Consider the following 18,714-nt stretch of genomic DNA (forward strand, 5'->3'; position numbering starts at 1 on the left):
GAGTCGATGAGCCAGGCACCGCACGAGCCGCCCGGCCCGTCGGGGCGGGCGTGCCAGCGCCCCGGCTGCGGCGGCGCGTACGAGGACGTGGGCGGCGGCGAACTGTACTGCGACACCTGCGGCCTGGCCCCGGTCGTCGCGGCCGGTGGTCCCGCCTCCGAGGCGGGCATGGTCGGATCGGCTCCCACCGGCGTCACCACCGGAGGCAGGAGCGGTTCCGGCGGGTCCGCCGGCAGCCGCAGCGCGCGTACGTCCTCGCAGTCGTCGAGGTCCCGCCGCTCGGTCTCGGGCCGTCTGTCGCGCTCGGTGTCGGGCGGATCGACGGGACGCTCGGTGTCCGTGCGCAGCTCCGGGTCCACCTCCGCTTCGGCCTCCCGGGCGCGGCTGGGCGCCGGGTTGGTGCAGGTGCCGCCGATCCCGCGGCCCGACCCGCGCGCGATGGTGCTGGACAGGGCCGAGGTGCCGGAGCGCAAGCGGTTCTGCTCCCGGTCGGACTGCGGCGCCCCGGTGGGCCGGGCGCGCGGTGACCGGCCGGGCCGCACGGAGGGTTTCTGCACCAAGTGCGGGCACCCGTACTCGTTCGTGCCGAAGCTGCGGGCCGGTGACGTGGTGCACGGCCAGTACGAGGTGGTGGGCTGCCTGGCGCACGGCGGTCTGGGCTGGATCTACCTCGCCGTCGACCGGGCGGTCTCGGACCGCTGGGTGGTCCTCAAGGGCCTGCTCGACACCGGCGACCAGGACGCCATGGCGGCGGCCATCTCCGAGCGGCGCTTCCTCGCGGAGATCGAGCACGCCAACATCGTGCGGATCTACAACTTCGTGGAGCACCTGGACCAGCGCACCGGCTCCCTCGACGGCTACATCGTCATGGAGTACGTGGGCGGCAAGTCGCTCAAGGAGATCGCCAACGCCCGGCGCACCCCGCAGGGCCGGCGCGACCCGCTGCCGGTGGAGCAGGCGTGCGCGTACGGCATCGAGGCGCTGGAGGCGCTCGGGCACCTGCACAGCCGCAACCTGCTCTACTGCGACTTCAAGGTCGACAACGCCATCCAGACCGAGGACCAGCTGAAGCTGATCGACATGGGCGCGGTGCGCAGGATGGACGACGAGGAGTCGGCCATCTACGGCACGGTGGGCTACCAGGCGCCCGAGGTCGCCGAGACCGGGCCGTCCGTGGCGAGCGACCTGTACACGGTCGCCCGGACCCTCGCCGTGCTGACCTTCGACTTCCAGGGCTACACGAACGTCTACGCCGACTCCCTGCCCGACCCGGACCACATCGAGGTCTTCCGGCAGTACGAGTCCTTCTACCGGCTCCTGGTGCGCGCCACCGACCCCGACCCGGCGCGCCGGTTCGCCTCCGCGCAGGAGATGGCCGAGCAGCTCACGGGCGTGCTGCGCGAGGTCGTCTCGCTCCAGACGGGCCGGGCCCGGCCCGCTCTGTCCACCCTGTTCGGTCCGGAACTGCGCGTCACGGACACGGAGTTGTTCCCGCGCCTGGACGGCGAGGTGTCCCGGCTGGGCGCGCGTGCGGCCGGGACGGCTCGCGGCTTCGGCGCCGCCCTTCCCGCCCGGGCGGCGCTCGCCGTGCCGCCCGCCGGTGGGAGCGGGCCCGCGCCCGGGCTCGTCAAGCGGGTCGACAGCCGCGCGGCCGCCCTGGCCCTGCCGGTGCCCCGGGTGGACCCGACCGACCCCAACGCCGGTTTCCTGGCCGGCCTGATGACGTCAGCCCCGGCCGAGCTGCTCGGCGCCCTGGCGGCCGCGCCGGTCCCGTCGCCCGAGACGCGGCTGCGGCAGGTCCGGGCCAGGCTGGAGACCGGCGAGCCCGCCACCGCGCTGGAGTCGCTGGCCGCGCTGGAGGACGAACGGGGCGACGACTGGCGGGTGGTGTGGTATCGGGGCCTGACCGCGCTGGTGACCGGCGACGACGAGGGCGCCGCGCTGGCCTTCGACGCGATCTACGACGCCTTCCCCGGCGAGATCGCCCCGAAGCTGGCGCTGGGCCTGTGCGCGGAGGTGCTGGGCCAGCTCGACAACGCCGCCGAGTACTACCGGCTGGTGTGGTCGACCGACCCGAGCCATGTGAGCGCCGCGTTCGGCCTGGCCCGCGTGCGGCTGGCGAGCGGGGACCGGCGCGGTGCCGTCCGGACGCTGGAGTCCGTGCCGGAGTCGTCCATCCACTACACGGCCGCGCGCGTGGCGGCCGTCCGGGCGCGGCTGCGCGGGCGCACGGCGACGGCCTCGGACGCGCCGTTCCTGGAGGACCTGACGGCCGCCGCGGCGCAGGTGGAGGCCCTGGAGGCGTACGGCCTGGACCCGGCGCGGCGCGAGCAGTTGTCCGCCGAAGTCCTCGGTTGCGCCCTGGACTGGGTACTCTCCGGGGGCCAGGGTTCCTCCCAGCCCGCCGCCGGGGGACGGACGCTGCTCGGCAGCGACCTGGACGAGCGGGGTCTGCGTTTCGGACTGGAGCGCTCGTACCGCATGCTGGCCCGGCTGGCGCGGGGCGGCGAGGAGAGGATCGACCTGGTGGAACGTGCCAATCGTTACCGCCCCCGGACGTGGGTGTAGTTGATGTCGCAGATGCCCCGGTTGTCCGCCTGCCCGAGCTGCGAGGAACCCCTCGAGTCGGGTGACCGTTTCTGCGGCGCGTGCGGATACGACCTGTCCGCCGTGCCGGCACGGCCCGAGGACAACCCGACCATCGCCCTGAACGGTGCGGTGCCCGCCCAGGGCGCCCCCGCCGCCGTGTACCCCGAGGCGCCGCGGGTGCCGCCCGCCGGCGCGGCCCCGGGCGCTGCCGCCCCACCGCCCGGGGACGGGGTGCGGTTCGACCGTCACCCGCAGCACGAGGGCTACGCGCCGGAGATCTACCGCACCCAGCCCGACGACTACCCCCTCCAGGCGCCGGACCCCCGGGTGTCCGCGGAACCGGCGGCCCCGGCCGCGGGCACCGGCACCGCGGTCTGCGTCGCCTGCCGGGCCGGCCGCGTGGACGACGACGGCTACTGCGAGAACTGCGGCCACGCCCAGCCGCGCGAACGGGACCACATGGAGCAGGAGTACGGGCCGGTGGCCGCGGTCAGCGACCGAGGCCTGCGCCACCACCGCAACGAGGACGCGTTCGCCATCGGCACCACCGCGCTGCCCGACGGCTCCCCCGCCGCCGTGGCGATCGTCTGCGACGGCGTCTCCTCGGCGACCCGGCCCGACGACGCCTCGGCGGCCGCGGCGAAGGCGGCGAGCGAGACGCTGCTGGCGGCCCTGCCGCGCGGCACCCACCCGCAGCAGGCCATGCACGAGGCGATCGTCGCCGCTTCCCACGCGGTCAACTCGCTGGCGGAGGAGCCCGCCACGGCCCGCGAGCACGCCCCGCACCAGAACGCCCCGGCCTGCACCATCGTCGGTGCCGTGGTGACCTCGGGCCTGCTGGTCGTCGGCTGGGTCGGCGACAGCCGCGCCTACTGGGTCCCGGTCGACCGCGGCGCTCCCCCGGCCCGGCTCACCGAGGACGACTCCTGGGCGGCGCAGATGGTCGCCGCGGGCCTGATGAACGAGGCCGAGGCCTACGCCGACGAACGCGCCCACGCCATCACCGGCTGGCTCGGCGCGGACGCCTACGAACTGGAGCCGCACACCGCCGCGTTCAAGCCGGACCGCCCCGGTGTGGTGGTCGTCTGCACGGACGGTCTGTGGAACTACGCCGAGGCCGCCGAGGAGATGGCCCGCGTCGTGCCGCTCGACGCCGCCGCGCAGCCGCTGCACAGCGCCCGCGTGCTCGTCGGCCACGCCCTGGACGGCGGGGGCCACGACAACGTAACAGTGGCGCTCGTGCCGTTCCCGGCGGTACCCCAGGGGGCAGGATCGGCCTGAGGCCACGTTCGGGGGTGGCTCGGCGGACCGGAGGGGACCGGTCCGCCCACCGTCGTGACCCCGCTCTCGGCGGGGGCTCTGGAGGGGGATCGGAACAGGCATGGCCAATTTCTCGAAAGCGAGCGCGCCCCGGTTCTCGGTGGACGTGTACCAGAACGAGTACCTGCCGGAAGGCGCCCGCGAGGTCAACGCCATCGTGACGGTGACGGCGACCGGCGGCGGCACCATCGGCAGCGCGGTCGGCGCGCCCCACCTGTACGCACCCGGCCAGGGCCCCTCCGCGGCGGTCGCGATCATGGTCGACTCTTCGGGGTCGATGGACTACCCGCCGGCCAAGATGCGCAACGCCCGTGACGCCACCGCCGCCGCGATCGACACCCTGCGCGACGGCGTCCACTTCGCCGTGATCGGCGGGACGCACGTCGCCAAGGAGGTCTACCCCGGCGGCGGCCGGGTCGCGGTCGCCGACGCCACCACCCGCGCGCAGGCCAAGCAGGCGCTGCGCTCGCTCGGCGCGGGCGGCGGCACGGCCATCGGCACCTGGCTGCGGCTGGCCGACCGGCTGCTGTCCTCGGCGGACGTCGCCATCCGCCACGGCATCCTGCTCACCGACGGCCGCAACGAGCACGAGTCGCCCCAGGACCTGAAGGCCGCGCTCGACGCGTGCGCGGGCCGCTTCACCTGCGACGCCCGCGGCGTGGGCACCGACTGGGAAGTGAAAGAAGTCACAGGGATCGCCTCGGCGCTGCTCGGCAGCGCCGACATCGTCGCCGATCCGGCCGGTCTGGCCGCCGACTTCACGCGGATGATGGAGACGGCGATGGGCAAGGAGGTCGCGGACGTCTCCCTGCGGCTGTGGACCCCGGTCGACACCACGGTGACGTTCCTCAAGCAGGTCGCCCCCACGGTCGAGGAACTGACCGGCCGGCGCACCGAGGCCGGCCCCCGGGCCGGCGACTACCCCCTCGGTTCCTGGGGCGACGAGTCCCGTGACTACCACCTGTGCGTACGGGTCCCGGCCGCCCACGTCGGGCAGGAGATGCTGGCGGCCAGGATCTCGCTGGTCGTGCCGCAGCCGGACGGCGGCGTCCACGACCTCGGCGCGCAGGGCCTGGTCCGGGCCGTGTGGACGGACGACATGGTCGCCTCGACGTCGATCAACCCCCAGGTCGCCCACTACACCGGGCAGGCCGAACTGGCCCAAGTCATCCAGCAGGGGCTCGATCTGCGCAAGTCGGGCGATATCGACGGAGCAACGGCCAAACTGGGCCGGGCCGTTCAGCTCGCGAGTGCCTCGGGGAACGCGGATACTGCGAAACTGCTTGCGAAGGTGGTGGACGTGGTCGACGCGGCGACCGGTACTGTGCGACTGAAGACGAAGGTCGCGGAGGCGGACGAGATGACGCTCGAAACCCGGTCCACCAAGACTGTTCGTGTCAAGAAGTGACCTGGAAGAGATCGAAGGAGGGACGCGCCGACATGCCGACCTGCCCGAACGGACACCAGTCGGGTTCCGACGACTGGTGCGAGGTCTGCGGTCACCGCATGGCGGGTGCCGTGCCTCCGCCTCCTCCCCCGCCACCCCCCGGCGGCTACGGCTTCCCGCCCCCGGCCGGCCAGGGCGGCCCCGGCGGCCAGCCGGGCGGACGTCCGCCGCACCTGTCCGCCGTGCCGAACGCCGAGCCGCAGCTCTGCCCGCAGTGCCGTACGCCGCGTGAGGGCGGCGCCCCGTTCTGCGAGGAGTGCCGGTGGAACTTCCTCACCAACACGGCGACCTCGTACACCCCCGCGGCTCCGCCCCCGCCCGGACCGGGCGCGCGCTTCCAGCCGCCGGGCCCGGGTGGTCCGGGCGGACCGTCGTACGGCGGTGGCGGTGACGCGTTCGACTACCAGAGCTCGCGCCCGTCGCAGGTGAACCGCCCGGCCGAGCCGATCCCGCCCTTCGGTGGCGACCCGTCCGGCCGCCCCGGCCCCGGTGGTCCCGGCGGCCCCGGCGCTTACGGCGGTCCGGGGGGTCCCGGCGGTCCTTCCGGCCCGCCCGGATTCGGCAACGACCCCTCGCGCCCGGTCCCGCCGCCGCCCGGCCCGGGCGGCGGCGGTGGGCACGGTGCTCCGGGCGGACCCGGCGGTCCGGGCGGACACGGCGGCGGTCCCGGTGGGCACGGCGGCAACCCCCGTGGCCCCGGTGGTCCCGGTGGTGCTCCGCAGGCCTTCCACCAGTCCGGCCCGCCGGCCCCGCCCGCCTTCCCGCAGGAGACGCAGCGTCCTCCGCAGCAGGGCGGCCCGTCCTTCGGCGGCGGTGACGACGACTGGGTGATCTCCCCGCCGTCGCACACCGGGCCCGGCGGACACGGCGGCCCGGGCGGACCCGGCGGCCCCGGACAGGGCGGCTACGGCTACCCGCAGCCCGGCGCCTCCCAGGCCCCGCCCGGCACCGGCGGCTTCCCGCAGCAGCCCCGGCCGCAGCAGGGACCGGCGACCTGGACCGCGACCATCGGCCCGGACCGCGAGTACTTCATGGCGATGATGCAACGCTCCGGACCCGAGGCCGCGGGGCTGAACCTGCCCGCCTACTCGCCCGAGCAGCAGCGCACGCTCACCGGGAACCAGATCACCATCGGCCGCCGCCGGCACTCCACCGGCGACACCCCCGACATCGACCTGTCGGTGCCGCCGGAGGACCCGGGCGTCTCCCACCAGCACGCGGTGCTGGTGCAGCAGCCGGACGGGAGCTGGGCGGTCGTCGACCAGAACTCGACGAACGGCACGACGGTCAACGGCTCGGAGGACCCCATCCAGCCGTTCGTCCCCGTACCGCTCCAGGACGGCGACCGGGTGCACGTGGGCGCCTGGACGACGATCACGATCCGCCGCGGCTGACCCACGCCGCAGCCCGCCGGAACGGCCGTCCGACGGTTACCGCCCTCGGCCGTTGCCCGGACGGCCGTCAGGACGGGAGGGGCCAGGCGTACGGCCCCTCCGGGTCGTCCAGCCAGGCCCACTCCCGGTCGCCGCTGACGGTGATGCCGTAGCGCTCGCGCTGCGGTCTGCCCTCCTGCTCCCACAGCGACAGCGCCTCCTCCGGGTCGAGGCTGCCGCGGGTCAGGGCCAGCAGGAAGCGGAACAGGTCGTCCTCCCTGGCCCGGCGCGGCACCCCGCCCAGCTGGAACGGCTCCGCGGCCCGGCCGGCCCCGCGCAGCGGCACGAAGTAGGCGGGCGTGTGCAGGAACCGCCCCTCGGCGTGCGAGGCGTCGGTCACCGTGAGCACGATCAGCCCGGTGGCCAGCGGCAGCAGGATCCGGCCGCCGGGGCGGCTCTGGGCGAGCCAGGCCCGCGGCACGGTGCTCAGGGCGCAGGTCGCGATGATCCGGTCGAACGGCGCGCGCTCCGGCACCCCCCGGGCGCCGTCGCCGGTGACGACGACCGGGTGGTACCCGGCCGCGGCCAGGTGCCGGCGGGCCGACTCGGTGATCTCCGGGTCGAGGTCGACGCTGGTGACCTTGTCGTCGCCGAGCCGGTGGCACAGCAAGGCGGCGTTGTAGCCGGTACCCGCGCCGATCTCCAGGACGGTGTTCCCCTCCCGCACGTCGAGCACGGTCAGCATGTCCGCCATCAGCGAGGGCTGGCTGCTGGAGGAGAGCAGTTCCCCGTCGCGCAGCCGGGTCGCCAGCGGGACGTCCTCGTAGGCGCCCCGTATCCACCGCTCCCGTGCCTGCGGGTCGGGGCTCTCACCCCAGCGGCGCTCGTAGCCGCCCGCGACGGCCACGTAGTAGTACGGCACGAAGAGGTGGCGCGGCACGGCCGCGAACGCCTCCCGCCAGGCCGGATCGGCCGTCCAGGCCCCGCTCGCCTCGATGCGCCGCACCAGCGCCGCCCGCGCACTGGCGCCGAGGTCCTCCAGTTCCCTGCCGGGTGCGTGCCCGCCCATGTCTCCACAGTAAGCGGCGGGTCCTAGGTCTTGAGTCCTATGCCGGGACGTCTGAGACCATGGAACGCGTGACAGAGATTCGGCGCGGCACGCTTCAGGAGCAGACCTTCTACGAGCAGGTCGGCGGGGAGGAGACCTTCCGCCGGCTCGTCCACCGTTTCTACGAGGGGGTCGCCGGGGACCCGCTGCTGCGGCCCATGTACCCCGAGGAGGACCTCGGCCCCGCGGAGGAGCGCTTCACGCTGTTCCTGATCCAGTACTTCGGCGGCCCGACGACCTACAGCGCCAACCGCGGCCACCCGCGGCTGCGGATGCGGCACGCCCCGTTCCAGGTGGACCGCGCGGCGCACGACGCGTGGCTGAAGCACATGCGGGTCGCGGTCGACGAGCTCGGGCTCTCCGAGGAGCACGAGCACACCCTGTGGAGCTACCTGACCTACGCGGCGGCCTCGATGGTGAACACGCCGGGCTGATGTTCCGCCCCGCCCCGCGGCCGGGTCAGCGGACGCTGACGTCCAGCGCCCCGAGCCCGGCGCGCCGCAGGGCGACCGCCCCGTAGGGCGTGCGCAGCCGCAGCCACGCACCCGAGGAGAGCAGGCCCACGGGGGCGCCGGGCCGCAGGAAACCGAGCGACTGCGCCGCGTGCACGGCCCGGACCGGCAGCGCCGTGTCCCCGACCGTCCGGGACCAGATGTCCCGTCCGATGCGGTCCAGCTCGGTACGGGTGCGCCGCTCGTCGGGCAACTCCGCCGTCCGGGAGCGGAACTCGGCCACCGCGGTGGCCACCAGCGACCTGAGGCCGTCGGGCCCGGGCAGTCCCGGCTCGGTGCGCCAGCCGCCGCGGGGCGGCAGCACACCGGCCCACGGCGGTCCGGTCACGGCCCGCGGCACGGTGGCGGTGGCGGCCTCGTCGTCCACCGACTCCAGCAGCTCACCGGCGGACACGGTCACGTCCAGCGTGACCTCGAGACCGCTCTCGTACGGCTTGGCCAGCCGCACCGCGCGGACCGCCAGCACCTCGAAGGACGGCGGCCGGCCGAACACGGCGAGCGCGGTGCCGGCGGCCTGCAGGCGCACCGCGGCCCCGCGGTCGTAGTGGAGCAGCCGGGAGAGGAAGGCCGCGAGATCCGCCGCCTCCCCCTCGTCGGCGAGGTGGAGGACCGTCATGCCGCGACGGCCCCCTCCTCCGCGTCGTCCATGTACTCACGGAGGAACTCCCGCTCCTCCGCGGTGATCCGGCGCGGGCGCTGCGCCTCGAAGTCGAACGGCACGATCACCGTCGACGCCCGCACGTAGACCTGGTCGCCGTCCTTCACCTCGTAGGTGAGGGTGAAGGACGCGGCCCTTATCTCGGTGACCCACAGCTCGACGTCCACCGGGTGGTGGCGGTGCACGAGCTGCCGCTTGTAGTCGATCTCATGGCGTGCCACCACGGACCCCTGCTTGAAGTCCTTCTCCGGGCGGAACAGGAAGTCGATACGGGCCTCCTCCAGGTAGCGGAGGAACACCACGTTGTTGACGTGGCCGTACGCGTCCATGTCCGCCCAGCGCAGCGGGCAGCGGTAGATGTGCCGCAAGATCAGCCCCGGGTCAGCTTCTTGTAGGTGGCGCGGTGCGGACGGGCGGCGTCCGGGCCGAGCCGCTCGACCTTGTTCTTCTCGTACGACTCGAAGTTGCCCTCGAACCAGAACCACTTGGAGTCGCCCTCGTAGGCGAGGATGTGCGTGGCCACGCGGTCCAGGAACCACCGGTCGTGGGAGACGACCACGGCGCAGCCGGGGAACTCCAGCAGCGCGTTCTCCAGGCTGGAGAGGGTCTCGACGTCGAGGTCGTTGGTCGGCTCGTCGAGGAGCAGCAAGTTGCCGCCCTGCTTGAGGGTGAGCGCCAGGTTCAGCCGGTTGCGCTCACCGCCGGAGAGCACCCCGGCCGGCTTCTGCTGGTCCGGGCCCTTGAACCCGAACGCGGAGACGTACGCCCGCGACGGCATCTCGACCTGGCCGACGTTGATGTAGTCCAGCTCGTCGGAGACGACGGCCCACAGCGTCTTCTTGGGGTCGATGTTCTCGCGGCTCTGGTCGACGTAGGAGATCTTGACGGTGTCGCCGACCTTGATGGCGCCGGAGTCCGGCTGCTCGATGCCCTGGATCATCTTGAACAGGGTGGTCTTGCCGGCGCCGTTCGGGCCGATGATGCCGACGATGCCGTTGCGCGGGAGGGTGAAGCTGAGGTCGTCGATGAGCAGCTTCTCGCCGAAGCCCTTGCTGAGGTTGCTGACCTCGACGACGACGTTGCCCAGGCGGGGACCCGGCGGGATCTGGATCTCCTCGAAGTCCAGCTTCCGCATCTTGTCGGCCTCGGCGGCCATCTCCTCGTAGCGGGCCAGTCGCGCCTTGGACTTGGCCTGGCGCCCCTTGGCGTTGGAGCGCACCCACTCCAGCTCTTCCTTGAGGCGCTTCTGCCGCTTGGCGTCCTTCTGGCCCTCGACCTTGAGGCGGGCGGCCTTGGTCTCCAGGTACTTGGAGTAGTTGCCCTCGTAGGGGTAGAGGCGGCCGCGGTCGACCTCGCAGATCCACTGGGCGACGTTGTCGAGGAAGTACCGGTCGTGGGTGACCGCGACGACGGTGCCCGGGTACTGAGCCAGGTGCTGCTCCAGCCAGTTCACCGACTCGGCGTCGAGGTGGTTGGTGGGCTCGTCGAGCAGCAGCAGGTCGGGCTGCTCCAGCAGGAGCTTGCACAGCGCGACGCGGCGGCGCTCACCACCGGAGAGGTTGGTGACGGGCCAGTCGCCGGGCGGGCAGCCCAGGGCGTCCATGGCCTGCTCCAGCTGCGCGTCGAGGTCCCACGCGTTGGCGTGGTCGAGCTGCTCCTGGAGCTTGCCCATCTCGTCCATGAGCTCGTCGGTGTACTCGGTCGCCATCTGCTCGGCGATCTCGTTGAACCGGTCGAGCTTGCCCTTGATCTCGGCGACACCCTCCTGGACGTTCTCCAGGACGGTCTTGTCCTCGGTCAGCGGGGGCTCCTGGAGCAGGATGCCGACCGTGTAACCCGGCGTGAGGAAGGCGTCACCGTTGGACGGCTGCTCGATCCCGGCCATGATCTTGAGGATCGTCGACTTTCCGGCGCCGTTCGGGCCGACGACGCCGATCTTCGCCCCCGGGAGGAAGCTCGTCGTCACGTCGTCGAGGATCACCTTGTCGCCGTGCGCTTTGCGCGCCTTGCGCATGGTGTAAATGAACTCAGCCAAGAGAAACCGTCCGGCAGCTTGAATCTGGCAGTGGGCAGATACACCCCATCTTGCCGTACCGCCAGGGCTGGGCGGAAACGCGTATGGGTGGGGGGCTGTGACCTGGGGGTTCGTTGTGGGCGGCTTGGACTCGCCTGTCACTGTCGGTCGCCGTTGGTCGGCCTCGGGCGCCCTCGCACGGCCCAGAGACGGCCCAGGGGTGATCATTCGCTGGCAGCAATGTCCGGGGTTGGGTCACCGTCGCGACGTGAACGGCAGGGCTCGCCCTCACCGCTTGCAAGACGTGGACGCACTGAAGCACCGGCACAGTCCGCCCGCGCGAAAGCCTGTGCCTACCGGTTGATCGGGATCTCGTAGACGATCTCGCAGTGAGCGGCAGGCACGATGATGTCCGCTGTTTCGACGGGCCGCCCCTGGTCGCTGTAGTACGTCCGCCGGATGTGCGTGACGAGTGCGGCCTTCTGGATGCCCAGAAGAGAGGCCTCCTCGGCGGTCGCCTGTCGCGGTTCCGGCTGCTCCACGGCGTGGCTGACGGTGACACCGATCGCGGCCATGCGGTTCACGACACCGGCCCCGGCGTGCGGGCCTCCCTCAGGGAGAACGACGAGGGTGCCGGCGGTGAGCCCGTAGGGCTCCCAACTCGTCGACAGTTGCACCGGCCTGCCGTCGGCCAGGAACTCGTATGACGTCCTGACGCACAGGTCGCCCTCGCTGATGCCCAGCCGCGCCGCGATGTCGGCCGGGGCGGGGACCTTGGCGTCGGTCCGACTCTCCCAATCTCCTTGCCTGCCCACGGCCTTCATGTCCGCCCGGAAGGGAGATCCGCTGGGCTGCTCGCGCGCAGACGACCGGACAACCCGCACCCGTTGCCGAGGCTCGGCGACGTAGGTCCCTGATCCGGCGCGACCTTCCAGCACGCCCTGGGAGATCAGCAGTTCCTGGGCCCGGCGAACCACGTTCTCGCCCACGCCGAACTCCTGGCCGATCTGGGCGCGGGAGGGCAGCCGATCCCCCGGCTCCCACACGTGCTCCGCGATCCGCCGCCGGAGTTCGTCGGCGATACGGAGGTAGGGCGGCTGCTCAGACATGTGGAAAATCTAGTCCACTAGCTCTAATCTAGTTAACTAGCTTTACTGAAAGTGATCGTCGGTGACGGAGGCTGCCCTGTGCCCGCTTCGGGAGTTCGTGCGGCAGCCATCGCTGCCCGGCTGTCCGACCTCGGGCTTCCCGCGCGCTTGGAAGAGCACGACCGGCACACGTCGGTCGAGGCGGAGGTACCGGAATCACTCACCGCCCACTTATGGCGGGAGGTCCTGGAAGCGGTGGCTGAGGCCGATCGGTTCGGGCTTCTCGCCACGAGCCTGAACGACCGCACCCTCTGGGCGGTCGTAAACAAAGCGGTCCCCACGACGGGCGATGTCGGGGGACCGAGCCATCAGCGATAGGAGCTGACCAGCGTGCTCAACCGTATCCGCCGTGCCGCCTCGCTCACCAGAGCGCGATACTTCCCCAAGGGCAGGCACCGCCGCCCCTTACGGCCGTCCCGGCTGACACCCGCCCCCGCTTCCTCTGCATTCACTGACGAGCCGACGGCCGTCCTGGGCCAGGACCTCGACAGGGCGAGTTGCTGGCAGCCGCTCAGGGGCGAGGACACCGCACTCGTCCGTCCCTACGTACTGGCGCACGAAGAACGCGCACGACGGCACCCGACGGTCGTCATCGCTCCGCGGATGCCGGCCGACGCCTGGACGACACTCCTGGGGGTCCACTGATGCCCTCGCAGCGGCAGACTCTTGGCCCGGACGCCTCGGCCACCTCGTACCGCTCGACCGCTTGCCAGATCGGCACGCACCCCGCCTGCGCGGAGTCGTCTCCGGAATCAGCGCCGGTCGGCCTGCCCTTGATCTACGAGGCGTGCGAATGCGTGTGCCACTGGGCACCGGGGCAGTCCGGGCCCGGGAGTAGGGCTGTGAGCGACTCCGCATCCACTGGCACGCCGGCTCCGAACGTCGAGATCACCGAGAGGCGCACGCAGGGATGACAACACAGGACGAACTCAGACTTCTCCCGTGGGCGGGACCGGACGGCAAACCGTGCTATCTGAGCACCGATGACCAAGGCGGCTACGTGTCCCGCCTGGCGGACCACATCGAGGCCTTCCAACTCGGGATGGCGTCCCAACTGCTGGAGCACTCAAGCCAGGTACTCGACGACGAGACCGAAGACCTAGAGGAGCTCCATCTTCTCGCCGCCAAGTTGACCAGCGCTTTACGGGACGTGCTGCGAGTAGCGACCAGCCGAGGACGAGGCCCCGTCGCGCGTGCACGCCCCTGAGCGGCACTTAGCTGCTGCACAGCCACAACTGATCACCGGCGGCCGTGACCTGCGGCCGCGTTACCGATCAACGTCTTGACCTGCTGCTGCGCTGTGGGCAGTTGTCGACGTTGGTTATCGTTGAGCGCCCTCCCACGGCCCGAGGACGGCCCGGGAGGGCGCTCATGTGTTGGAGAGGCTCGAAGCTACGAGAGATCCGGCACGCCCCACCGCAGGAAGAATGCGAAGTACGGATCTGAGATGTAGAGCTTGCCCAATTCTACGTCGTAGTCGACCACTGGTTCGCCTTCGATTTCCTTCGTGGCGATCTTGGTCATTTCTTCGAGAATGCGGGTGACCTCATGTCGCTGAGGGGCATCGCTAGACAATACGTCCTTCAGGGCGGCCCTGATCTCCTCGTAGGTCAGCTCGGTGCCCGGGCCGGTATGTGCGATGGCAGCCAGTACGGCACCGTAGATGTCGGTTACGGCTCCGGACTTCAGTTGCCTCTCCTTGCGGTCGGTTCGCTGCCGAGGGCCGCGCGCGAGCAAATCGAACGCTGACTTCGAGGCCATCGAGGCCCGGTCTGCGAAGAAGGAATTCCAATCTGGTGCGACGAGTTGGCGGTACTCGTCCTGCGCTTGCCGATATCCGTTCGCTTTGCATAGCTGCAAGCAAAAATCCTGCATAAGGTGGGGACTTGCAAAGCTTTCTTCGGCGAGACGTGAGATTAGGGCTTCGTCTTTGTCGACGAGTTTCAGGGCATCGAGCCCCTTGCGTGCGATTCCCGCAAGTTCATCCTCGCTCCAGAATCCGACGCTTACTTGCTGGACCCGACCAGTCATCTCGCGTTCCACCCTCACCACATCATAGGCTCGATGCGGCACGGCGATAACAATGACTCGGAGGCCGTCAAAAACCAGATCCTTCAGGGATCGCACGATCTCCAGTTGCACGGTCTGGGGCATGTAGTGGAAGTCGTCAATGATCAGGGGCGTCAATCCGCCTCGAAGGGCTTCTCGCACCTGGGTGACTACATTCCGGTCACGTGACACCTTTTCGCCAGAGGCTGACCCCACAATCTCCTTCTTGTCGACACCTCCCTTAGCGATACCAACGGTTGCTTGGCCTGTGGCCGTTCGCCAAGTTTCGTCCTTACTGTCGGACGTACGCTCGATGGACGTGAAGAGGCCGAGGTGCTCGGCGATGGATTCCCAGAACTGCTCCGAGGAATTGATCGCTCCGCCCGAAAGCCAGATTCCATCGCCGGGTGGAACGATGCGGCGAACGAGAACGGTCTTACCTGTCTTCGTTGATCCTGAAACGGAGAGGATTCGATGCCCCTCATCCAGGTAGTCCTGAATCCGCTCTTCGAGGTTCAGTTCAGTGCGCGGGTTATACGTGATGGTGGGTGCGCCGCCAGCAACAAAGACCTGGCCTACCCGGAGCCTCGCGTCATCCATGAGCTAATAGTAGTGGTCTACGCGCCGTGCGTGCCCCCGCTCTCGAAGGTCGGCGGAGCGGCTTTGGGCTGGAGCTGCTTTGGGGCGAGTGATCATGGCCCCGTAAGCTTCCGGCGAGTCGGGCAGTCTGTGGACCTGCCCGTTAAAGCACGACGTTGGGGCCATGATCTTAGAGGCTCGCCCCAAAGTGGCTGCCTAAAGCCGTGGAGCCGACCGCCCCAGCCACAGAGGGTGTCGCCCACCTTCACGCCCGCAGCCGCCGAGCGCGCCGCCGGGCGCGGCCAGCCGGGGCGAAGACAGGAGGCAGGCCGCGCCGCAGAGGCGGCGCGCGCCCGCGCCGTGCGCGGGCCTTGATGAAGTAGGGAAAGTTGTACCGCGCTCTTGTTGATCACCGTGTCAGTCGGTGACTACTCACGTGAGTAGTCACACGGCTAGGCCGTTTCTTCCGGATCAAGTACGCGGCACGCGGCGCTCGTGTCAGTCAGCCGTGGAGATCGTTACCTGGTACGTGAAACGGACATACACCGCGAGCTGCCTAGCCCTCCTTACCGTCGGCCTCACCGCCGCCCCAGCTGCTGCAGGCGGCGTCCTCCCGATCGGCTCCCCGGCCTTCGGAACCTCCTGCGCCAACCACCACACGGGTGCGCAAGCCAGCGGTAGCACCACCCGCGACACCGGCGCCGTCAACGGCAACCTCGCTGGCCTCCCACTCGGATCCGCCCTTAACCAATGCGGCGGCGCGGACGCCACCCTCAACCCGGGCACTTCCGCGCGATTCACGATGACATTCCTCTCTGGGAAGATCGATGACAACGTCATCGACCCCGGGGTCGCCGCTATCACCCCGCCCGGCAACACCCAAGCCAAGGAACTGCGCTGGAAGTGGGGGATGGTCCAAAAACAAGAAGCCGCCACCCACCCGCTCAACTACGTCAGCCCTCTCACTCGCTGACACCCCGGCGCCCCCGCCGAAACGTCCTAGGCAGGAGACGCACAGGCCGGCCGCTAGAGCGCTTCTTTCGGATCAAGCGCGCGGCACATGTCCGTCGTGTCGAACATCCGTAGAGATCGTTACTGGGTACGTGAAACGGACATACGCCACCAGCTGCCTCGCCCTCCTCACCGTCAGCCTCACCGCCACCCCCGCCGCTGCTGGCGGCATCCTCCCGATCGGCTCCCCGGCCTTCGGCACCTCCTGCGCCAACCACCACACTGGCGCCCACGCCAACGGCGCCACCACCTCCGGCACCGGCACCGGCACCGGCACCGGCAACCTCGCCGGCCTCCCTCTCGGCAGCCCCTTCAACCAATGCGGGGGCGCCGACTTCATCAAGAGCACCGTCAAGAGCACCGACTTCCTCAACGACAGCACGATCGGCATCAGCTCTCCCAAGGCGCTGGGCCTGAGTTAGAGATCGTCCGGTAGTTCTCGCACGCTGTCCGGCTTGCCAGCGACCCGGCTTCTCGTCGCCGGACACGGTCTGAAGGGGCATGAGGCATCCGGTCTGCGTGGCGCCGATCTGACGAAGAATCTCCGACTCAGGTCACTAGGACGGTTCTTCCGGATCACGCAGTGCGGCGTAGGTCAACGTGTCCGACGCTTGTGAGAATCGTTACCGGGTGCGTGAAACGGACATACGTGACGGGCTGTCTCGCCCTTCTCACCCTGGGTTTCTCCGCTGGTCCGGCCTCGGCTGGCGGCATCCTCCCGATCGGCTCCCCGGCCTTCGGCACCTCCTGCGCCAACCACCACACCGGCGCCCACGCCAACGGCGCCACCACCACCGGCACCGGAGCGGCCAACGGCAATCTCGCCGGCCTCCCCTTGGGTAGTCCTCTCAACCAGTGCGGTGGCGCCGACGAGGCGGCCGACGCAGGCGGGAAGGCCACGGTCGCCGCCATCCAGGCGTTGGCCAAACGGATGAGGTGGGGCTAGGCCGTGTATCAAAAGTGGATCTTGAGGCGAATCCGGAGAGGAAGAAGGTCCGCTTGAGCAGCTCCCGCCTCGGCCGTGCCTTGTGTGGACGTAGAGGATCCACACCGGTCCTGGAGCGTGGGCTCAATATGATCTCCTGGATTGCTTGCTGCCTGCCCGGGGAGAACGATGCCGCGCTTCAAGGACACCATCCGAGGACTCTGCTTAGCCGGGGTGCTCCTGCTGCTTGCCGGGTGCGGCTCTGGAAGTGGTGGAGGGAACCCCGGTCCGCTGCAGAAGAGCATCCCGCCCACTGCTCAGGCCGCCAAGGTTCTTGGGCTGCCCGAGTTCCAAGCCGTCATGCCAGGCACCGGTGACATCCCGTCCGGTTGGGAGAAAAGCTCCGAACTGCGTACCGAGGGTCCAGATGACAACATCCTCGCCGGCGTACAGCAAGGCTTCGCCGCACCCGACCTCGAAGGCGTCGTCGGACTGCGCGCCTACTCTTTCCGGTCCACCGCCGACGCCATCCGGTACTACACGGACGTGAAGTCCAATATGGCAAGTGTCAAGTTGGGGACGGTAGAGCTTCCCGACGTCGATGCGGCGTACACGGCCGCGTACTGCCCGACGGACGACCTCTGCAGCGCCTCGATCACGTTCCGGCTGGGTTCCGTCGCAGGAGTAGTGAACCTCAATACGAAGACCCGACCCGCCGTCGATCCTCGCGTGCTGAACTCCGTAACGCGCATGTTCGTCGAGCGGATCCGGCAGGCACAGCAGGGCCAGACCCCCTCCGCGAAGGCGGCATAGACCGACGCGCATGGACCGGGCGGGCCGTGACCGAGGTCAGCAACCAGTCCACCGGGTACTGCCCGAACGCCACCTCCTGGGCGGCAGTCGCTCGGAATCTGGACGAGGTAGGGCTCGAGCGACCCTCCAGCTTCAGCCACGAGGTGGTGTTCCGGCCGTGCCTCGACCGCCAGGAGCACGACATCGTGCGCGAGGACGACTTCATCTGCGTCTTCTGCGGCAGTGATCTGCCACAGACGTGGAACGTGGATCCCACCTGTGACGGCCGGGGGGTCACAGCCACTCGTTGATAGCCGCGACGAGGACCGTCGCCTCGTAGCGGACCGCGAGCTTGTCGTAGCGCGTGGCGATGGCACGGTGCCTTTTGAGGCGGTTGATCCCGCACTCGACCGCATGGCGCTCGCGGTAGTCGACCGGGTCGAAGCGCGGCGGCCGGCCGCCGCGGCACCCGAGCTTTCGGCGGTTGCGCGCCTGGTCGGCCTTGTCCGGGATGGTGCAGCGGATCCCGCGGCGGCGCAGGTAGGCGCGACTTCTGCGGGAGGCGTACGCCTTGTCAGAGCGTACCCGGTCGGGGCGGACGCGTGGCCGGCCCGGTCCGAGGCGGGGGACGCGGACCTTCTCCAGCACGGGTTCGAACTGCGGCGAGTCCCCGAGCTGCCCTGCCGTGACCACGATCGACATGGGCTTTTGGCCCTGCTCGACGGCCAGGTGGAGCTTGGTGGTGAACCCGCCGCGCGACCGCCCCAGCCCATGATCATGCGGCTCGGTGAAGATCCCGCCCGGTGGTTCCTTCTGCAGGTCGCCCCGCTTGCGGGCCCCGGCCGCATGCTGATGGGCGCGGCACACCGTGGAGTCGACGTTCAGGTCCCATACGATCGCACCTTTCGCGTCGGCCAGGGACTGGAGCCGGGTGAGAATCCGGTGCCAGGTGCCGTTCCGCTGCCATCGACGGAACAGGTCGTAGACCCGATTCCATGGTCCGTACTCGACGGGGACGTCCCGCCACGGAACTCCGGTCCGGACACGGAACCGTATGCCGTCTATCAGCTGCGACACGGCCATACCCCAGGCGAATCCGCACTCGCCGCCACCATCGCCCGCGACCTCCAGCTCAACCGCGAAACCGCCCGCGAAGCCCTACGCGACCAACTCACCGAAGGGGAGTACT

General features: G+C 70.3%; 20 protein-coding genes. 13 read left to right on the forward strand and 7 right to left on the reverse strand.

The window, feature by feature from the left end; all coding sequences use genetic code 11:
- The first annotated feature begins 6 nt into the window (after window positions 1–6).
- From Q5694_RS14710 to Q5694_RS14725, 4 genes are all read left to right on the forward strand, one after another.
- Complete coding sequence (locus Q5694_RS14710; RefSeq protein ID WP_333933686.1) at window positions 7–2,568, forward strand: serine/threonine-protein kinase; 2,562 nt, start codon at window positions 7–9, stop codon at window positions 2,566–2,568.
- Window positions 2,569–3,870, forward strand: coding sequence for a PP2C family serine/threonine-protein phosphatase (locus tag Q5694_RS14715; protein WP_333933364.1), 1,302 nt, complete (start codon window positions 2,569–2,571; stop codon window positions 3,868–3,870).
- A 100-nt stretch (window positions 3,871–3,970) separates the two neighbouring features.
- Window positions 3,971–5,317, forward strand: a complete 1,347-nt coding sequence (locus Q5694_RS14720) for a vWA domain-containing protein (protein ID WP_333933365.1) — start codon at window positions 3,971–3,973, stop codon at window positions 5,315–5,317.
- A gap of 32 nt (window positions 5,318–5,349) precedes the next feature.
- Window positions 5,350–6,750 (forward strand): FHA domain-containing protein, encoded by a 1,401-nt coding sequence (locus tag Q5694_RS14725; RefSeq protein WP_333933366.1) that lies wholly within the window; start codon window positions 5,350–5,352, stop codon window positions 6,748–6,750.
- A gap of 67 nt (window positions 6,751–6,817) precedes the next feature.
- On the opposite strand, the gene Q5694_RS14730 is transcribed toward Q5694_RS14725, so the two are convergent.
- Window positions 6,818–7,798 (reverse strand): methyltransferase domain-containing protein, encoded by a 981-nt coding sequence (locus Q5694_RS14730; protein ID WP_333933367.1) that lies wholly within the window; start codon window positions 7,796–7,798, stop codon window positions 6,818–6,820.
- Between the two features lie 59 nt (window positions 7,799–7,857).
- Between Q5694_RS14730 and Q5694_RS14735 the strand changes: the two genes are divergently transcribed.
- Window positions 7,858–8,271 carry a globin gene (locus Q5694_RS14735; protein ID WP_333933369.1) on the forward strand — a complete coding sequence of 138 codons (414 nt, stop codon included), beginning with the start codon at window positions 7,858–7,860 and terminating at the stop codon, window positions 8,269–8,271.
- A gap of 25 nt (window positions 8,272–8,296) precedes the next feature.
- On the opposite strand, the gene Q5694_RS14740 is transcribed toward Q5694_RS14735, so the two are convergent.
- From Q5694_RS14740 to Q5694_RS14755, 4 genes are all read right to left on the reverse strand, one after another.
- On the reverse strand, window positions 8,297–8,965 hold the full coding sequence (locus Q5694_RS14740; protein WP_333933370.1) for a hypothetical protein: 669 nt from the start codon (window positions 8,963–8,965) through the stop codon (window positions 8,297–8,299).
- Window positions 8,962–9,375, reverse strand: a complete 414-nt coding sequence (locus Q5694_RS14745) for an acyl-CoA thioesterase (protein WP_333933371.1) — start codon at window positions 9,373–9,375, stop codon at window positions 8,962–8,964. The genes Q5694_RS14740 and Q5694_RS14745 overlap by 4 nt, the downstream gene beginning before the upstream one ends.
- Before the next feature lie 2 nt (window positions 9,376–9,377).
- Window positions 9,378–11,042, reverse strand: a complete 1,665-nt coding sequence (ettA, locus tag Q5694_RS14750; RefSeq protein ID WP_333933372.1) for an energy-dependent translational throttle protein EttA — start codon at window positions 11,040–11,042, stop codon at window positions 9,378–9,380.
- A gap of 332 nt (window positions 11,043–11,374) precedes the next feature.
- Window positions 11,375–12,130, reverse strand: a complete 756-nt coding sequence (locus Q5694_RS14755) for a GntR family transcriptional regulator (protein WP_333933373.1) — start codon at window positions 12,128–12,130, stop codon at window positions 11,375–11,377.
- Between the two features lie 78 nt (window positions 12,131–12,208).
- Between Q5694_RS14755 and Q5694_RS14760 the strand changes: the two genes are divergently transcribed.
- The 3 genes from Q5694_RS14760 to Q5694_RS14770 all read left to right on the forward strand — a co-directional run bounded on the left by Q5694_RS14760 (window position 12,209) and on the right by Q5694_RS14770 (window position 13,376).
- On the forward strand, window positions 12,209–12,487 hold the full coding sequence (locus tag Q5694_RS14760) for a hypothetical protein (RefSeq protein ID WP_333933687.1): 279 nt from the start codon (window positions 12,209–12,211) through the stop codon (window positions 12,485–12,487).
- 12 nt (window positions 12,488–12,499) lie between these two features.
- Entirely contained in the window at window positions 12,500–12,814 is a 315-nt protein-coding gene (locus tag Q5694_RS14765; protein WP_333933374.1) for a hypothetical protein, read from the forward strand.
- Window positions 12,815–13,079: 265 nt separating this feature from the next.
- On the forward strand, window positions 13,080–13,376 hold the full coding sequence (locus Q5694_RS14770; RefSeq protein WP_333933375.1) for a hypothetical protein: 297 nt from the start codon (window positions 13,080–13,082) through the stop codon (window positions 13,374–13,376).
- Between the two features lie 185 nt (window positions 13,377–13,561).
- Here Q5694_RS14770 and Q5694_RS14775 read toward each other — a convergent pair whose 3' ends face one another.
- Window positions 13,562–14,818: a hypothetical protein gene (locus Q5694_RS14775; protein WP_333933377.1), complete on the reverse strand. Its 1,257-nt coding sequence runs from the start codon at window positions 14,816–14,818 to the stop codon at window positions 13,562–13,564.
- A 487-nt stretch (window positions 14,819–15,305) separates the two neighbouring features.
- On the opposite strand from Q5694_RS14775, the gene Q5694_RS14780 reads away from it, so the two are divergent.
- The 5 genes from Q5694_RS14780 to Q5694_RS14800 all read left to right on the forward strand — a co-directional run bounded on the left by Q5694_RS14780 (window position 15,306) and on the right by Q5694_RS14800 (window position 17,836).
- On the forward strand, window positions 15,306–15,770 hold the full coding sequence (locus Q5694_RS14780) for a hypothetical protein (protein WP_333933378.1): 465 nt from the start codon (window positions 15,306–15,308) through the stop codon (window positions 15,768–15,770).
- A 130-nt stretch (window positions 15,771–15,900) separates the two neighbouring features.
- Complete coding sequence (locus Q5694_RS14785) at window positions 15,901–16,230, forward strand: hypothetical protein (protein ID WP_333933380.1); 330 nt, start codon at window positions 15,901–15,903, stop codon at window positions 16,228–16,230.
- Between the two features lie 212 nt (window positions 16,231–16,442).
- The gene (locus Q5694_RS14790; protein WP_333933381.1) at window positions 16,443–16,754 is read left to right on the forward strand and encodes a hypothetical protein; all 312 of its coding nucleotides are present in this window, start codon (window positions 16,443–16,445) and stop codon (window positions 16,752–16,754) included.
- A 168-nt stretch (window positions 16,755–16,922) separates the two neighbouring features.
- Window positions 16,923–17,546, forward strand: a complete 624-nt coding sequence (locus tag Q5694_RS14795; RefSeq protein WP_333933382.1) for a hypothetical protein — start codon at window positions 16,923–16,925, stop codon at window positions 17,544–17,546.
- Between the two features lie 26 nt (window positions 17,547–17,572).
- Entirely contained in the window at window positions 17,573–17,836 is a 264-nt protein-coding gene (locus Q5694_RS14800; protein WP_333933384.1) for a hypothetical protein, read from the forward strand.
- Here the strand turns inward: Q5694_RS14800 and Q5694_RS14805 are convergent.
- The gene (locus tag Q5694_RS14805; RefSeq protein ID WP_333933385.1) at window positions 17,820–18,602 is read right to left on the reverse strand and encodes an IS5 family transposase; all 783 of its coding nucleotides are present in this window, start codon (window positions 18,600–18,602) and stop codon (window positions 17,820–17,822) included. The genes Q5694_RS14800 and Q5694_RS14805 overlap by 17 nt on opposite strands.
- Between the last annotated feature and the right edge of the window lie 112 nt (window positions 18,603–18,714).

The organism is Streptomyces sp. AHA2, from assembly GCF_036857595.1.
GTDB lineage: Bacteria > Actinomycetota > Actinomycetes > Streptomycetales > Streptomycetaceae > Streptomyces.